At 38.1% G+C, this 2,968-nt stretch carries 3 protein-coding genes; all 3 read left to right on the forward strand.

What is annotated here, in order from left to right; genetic code table 11:
• A partial coding sequence (locus tag ACZFYI_RS18265; protein WP_462525560.1) for a hypothetical protein occupies positions 1 to 231 on the forward strand: 231 nt, incomplete at its 5' end.
• A gap of 313 nt (positions 232 to 544) precedes the next feature.
• Positions 545 to 1,873: a toll/interleukin-1 receptor domain-containing protein gene (locus tag ACZFYI_RS18270; protein WP_462525561.1), complete on the forward strand. Its 1,329-nt coding sequence runs from the start codon at positions 545 to 547 to the stop codon at positions 1,871 to 1,873.
• Positions 1,874 to 1,885: 12 nt separating this feature from the next.
• On the forward strand, positions 1,886 to 2,968 hold a 1,083-nt coding region (locus ACZFYI_RS18275; RefSeq protein WP_462525562.1), incomplete at its 3' end, for an nSTAND1 domain-containing NTPase.

Raw genomic sequence — 2,968 nt, forward strand, 5'->3', positions numbered from 1 at the left:
AAGGTAAACCTTAACAATATCAGAGATTATAAAAAACTGAAAATCAAACTTGACAAGCAAGGCAGTATGGATGTTAAAACAAAAATCTACTTCTTTCAAAGGGTTCATCCCGGATATCACCTGATTACCCTAACAGGAGAATCCACTACAGGCCAACTTGTTGAATCCGCAGAAGTTGTTTTGGTTGAAGCGGGGAAATTGTCAGAAGTGACAATGAATCTAGAGACTTAAATCAAAATGAAATGATTTAATGGGAAATATTGTGGTAAAATTTACACAGTTTCCATTAATCAAATATTCCACTCCTCCTCAAATGCTCATTCACTTCTCTATTCCTTAATAGGTACTATTTTTTTTCGAATTCTTTTATTAAATTGAAAGGTAAACTTAAGCCAATTCTTTTTTTTCTAGCCAAGACCATCGTTCTATTCAATTCTTTATATACCAAGTGTTTTTGTCCTAATGCCAAAGTATCAGTGAATTTATAGGCAGGGATCAATTGCACCTACTGTATTACCAAGTTGAGTTTTAATTTAAATTTTTAATGGATAAGGAAACTATTTCACAAATCGTTCAAAGAATTGCAGACGGCAGATGCCTGGTGATTTTAGGACCAGAGCTGCTCTATGAAAATGGAGTCAGTCTCAATTCCAAGCTAGAGAAATTTCTTCAGAATAAAACTGAAAATCTAATCAAATATTATCCCGATGATGAGGTGTTTAAATTTACAGACCCCAATGATCCTGTGGACCTTGAAGGGGACATTCAGAGTTTTTATAATCAATTAGAACCCAATGAACTCTACAAAAAAATTGCCGATATCCCCTTTGCCACCATCATCAACACCGCTCCGGATAAAACCCTAAACAAAGCCTTTAAGGAGAAAAACATCTTATTCGATTACGATTACTATCGAAAGGGAGAAGCACAAAAGACCTATGAGCGAACAAACAAGACGTTGATCTACAACATATTTGGCGACTATTCAGACATTAATTCCCTTGTATTGACATTTGATGATCTTTTTGATTACCTCTTTAGCATCATGGGGGATTTTGAATTGAACATCAAGACTGAATTGAGAAAGGCAACTTCGGTACTGTTTATTGGTTTCAATTTTGATACATGGTGTTTCAAATTGCTTCTCAGACTTATTATCAAGCCCAACGAAAAGAAACGGTTGCACTCCCATGATATCCAACAGGTAAACAGTAAGAGTTTTTATTCTGAGGAGTTTAAAGTCGCATTCTTTGGAAGTAATTCTGCCGAAGAAATCATAACAGAACTCCACAATCAAGCTATCGAGAAAGGGCTTATCATCTCAAAACCGGAAATCTTTGTATCCTATGCCTGGGGAGGAGAAAGCGAAGATATCGTCGATAAATTGGATACCGTTCTTCAAAATAATAACCTAAAACTTACCAGAGATAAACGTGATCTGGCTTATCAGGAACGGATCAGTTTTTTTATGGATCAAATTGGAAAAGGAAAGGGAATTGTGGTAGTAATCAGTGAAAAGTATTTGAAGTCCCCTTATTGCATGTACGAGCTCCTGGAAATCTATCAAAACAAAGACTTCGAATCAAGAATAATCCCTATTGTTCTTTCTGATGCGAAGATTTACGATAATGATTCCCTATTGGCCTATCAGGAATATTGGACAGCAGAGAAAAACAAACTGGATCAAAAAATAAAAGAAAACGGGGGGGATGCCATCGCTGTAATTGGAGAGGAATACAAGCTTTTCAGACGGGTAGTAGATAATTGGGGTGCCCTGATGTCAATCCTAAAAGACATCAACTCACTATCCCCAGAAGAGCATCTTAAATCAGAATTTGCAGGAATAGTCAAATCACTTAAAGAAAAGATCTAGCCCTGAAATCCAATGGAAAAGCAATATAGATACCCCGGCACCAGACCTTTCCAAGAGGATGACCGCAATTTATTTTTCGGTCGAAATGAGGATATAGAGAAACTGACAGAACTCATTGTACTCGAAAAGATTGTCGTCCTTTTCAGTAAATCAGGTTATGGAAAATCCTCTTTGCTCAATGCAGGGGTAATTCCAAGACTGAAAGAAGTAGAAAATTTTCAAACCCTCAACATACGATTAAACGATCCAGAACGAAATCCTGTAGAATTACTAAACTACCATCTCCAAACTAAAGACGAGAAAAACACCTTCCTTGCCACAAAATTTAATGTTTCAGAAGAATTACCAGAGGACATTTCGGCAAAACTCTGGTACTATGCGAAGTCCATCCAGCTTTCCCAAAAAGACGCTCCGGCGCAAGTCCTAATTTTCGATCAATTTGAGGAACTCTTTAATTACTCTCCCACTCAGGTAAAAGACTTTGCCAATGAGTTGGCAACATTGCTCAACCCAAATCTTAACCCTTCGGTACGGAGCTTATTTAAACAGAAAATCGCAGCTTCAAAGGGCTACTTCACCAAAGAAGAAACTGAACTATTACTGGAGCCCCTAAATTTGAAAGTGGTTTTTTCCCTGCGTAGCGACCGCATCAGTCTGCTCAATCAACTGAAAGATTCCATCCCGGCAATTTTCAAAAAGACCTACGAACTTCAACCTTTAAACGAAACCCAAGCACGGGAAGCACTTCTGGAACCGGCCGGAAAAGACGGGATTTTTATCTCTCCCAAGTTTTCCTTTTCATTGGATGCCCAAGAAAGTATACTCAACAGCCTGATCGACAAAGAAAAAAAGCAAATCGAGACCTTCCAGCTTCAATTAATTTGTCAGCATGCAGAGGAAAAAATTATTCAAAAACAAAAGGACCATCCAAATTCCACCCATCTTGAACTGACTGCCGCCGAGCTGGGTAAACCGGAAGATATTTTTGAGGATCATTACAATACCATTATCAGCAGTCTACCGGAGGAATCCCGACATCAAGCCAGGATTCTCATCGAGGACAAATTAATTATAGGTGGGAACCGGGTTCCACTT

It is taken from the genome of Aquiflexum sp. (assembly GCF_977115555.1).

What these genes read in the sequence shown, in the direction of transcription:
- ACZFYI_RS18270 (WP_462525561.1), top strand. Translation starts at nt 545, where the DNA reads ATGGATAAGGAAACTATTTCACAAATCGTTCAAAGAATTGCAGACGGC.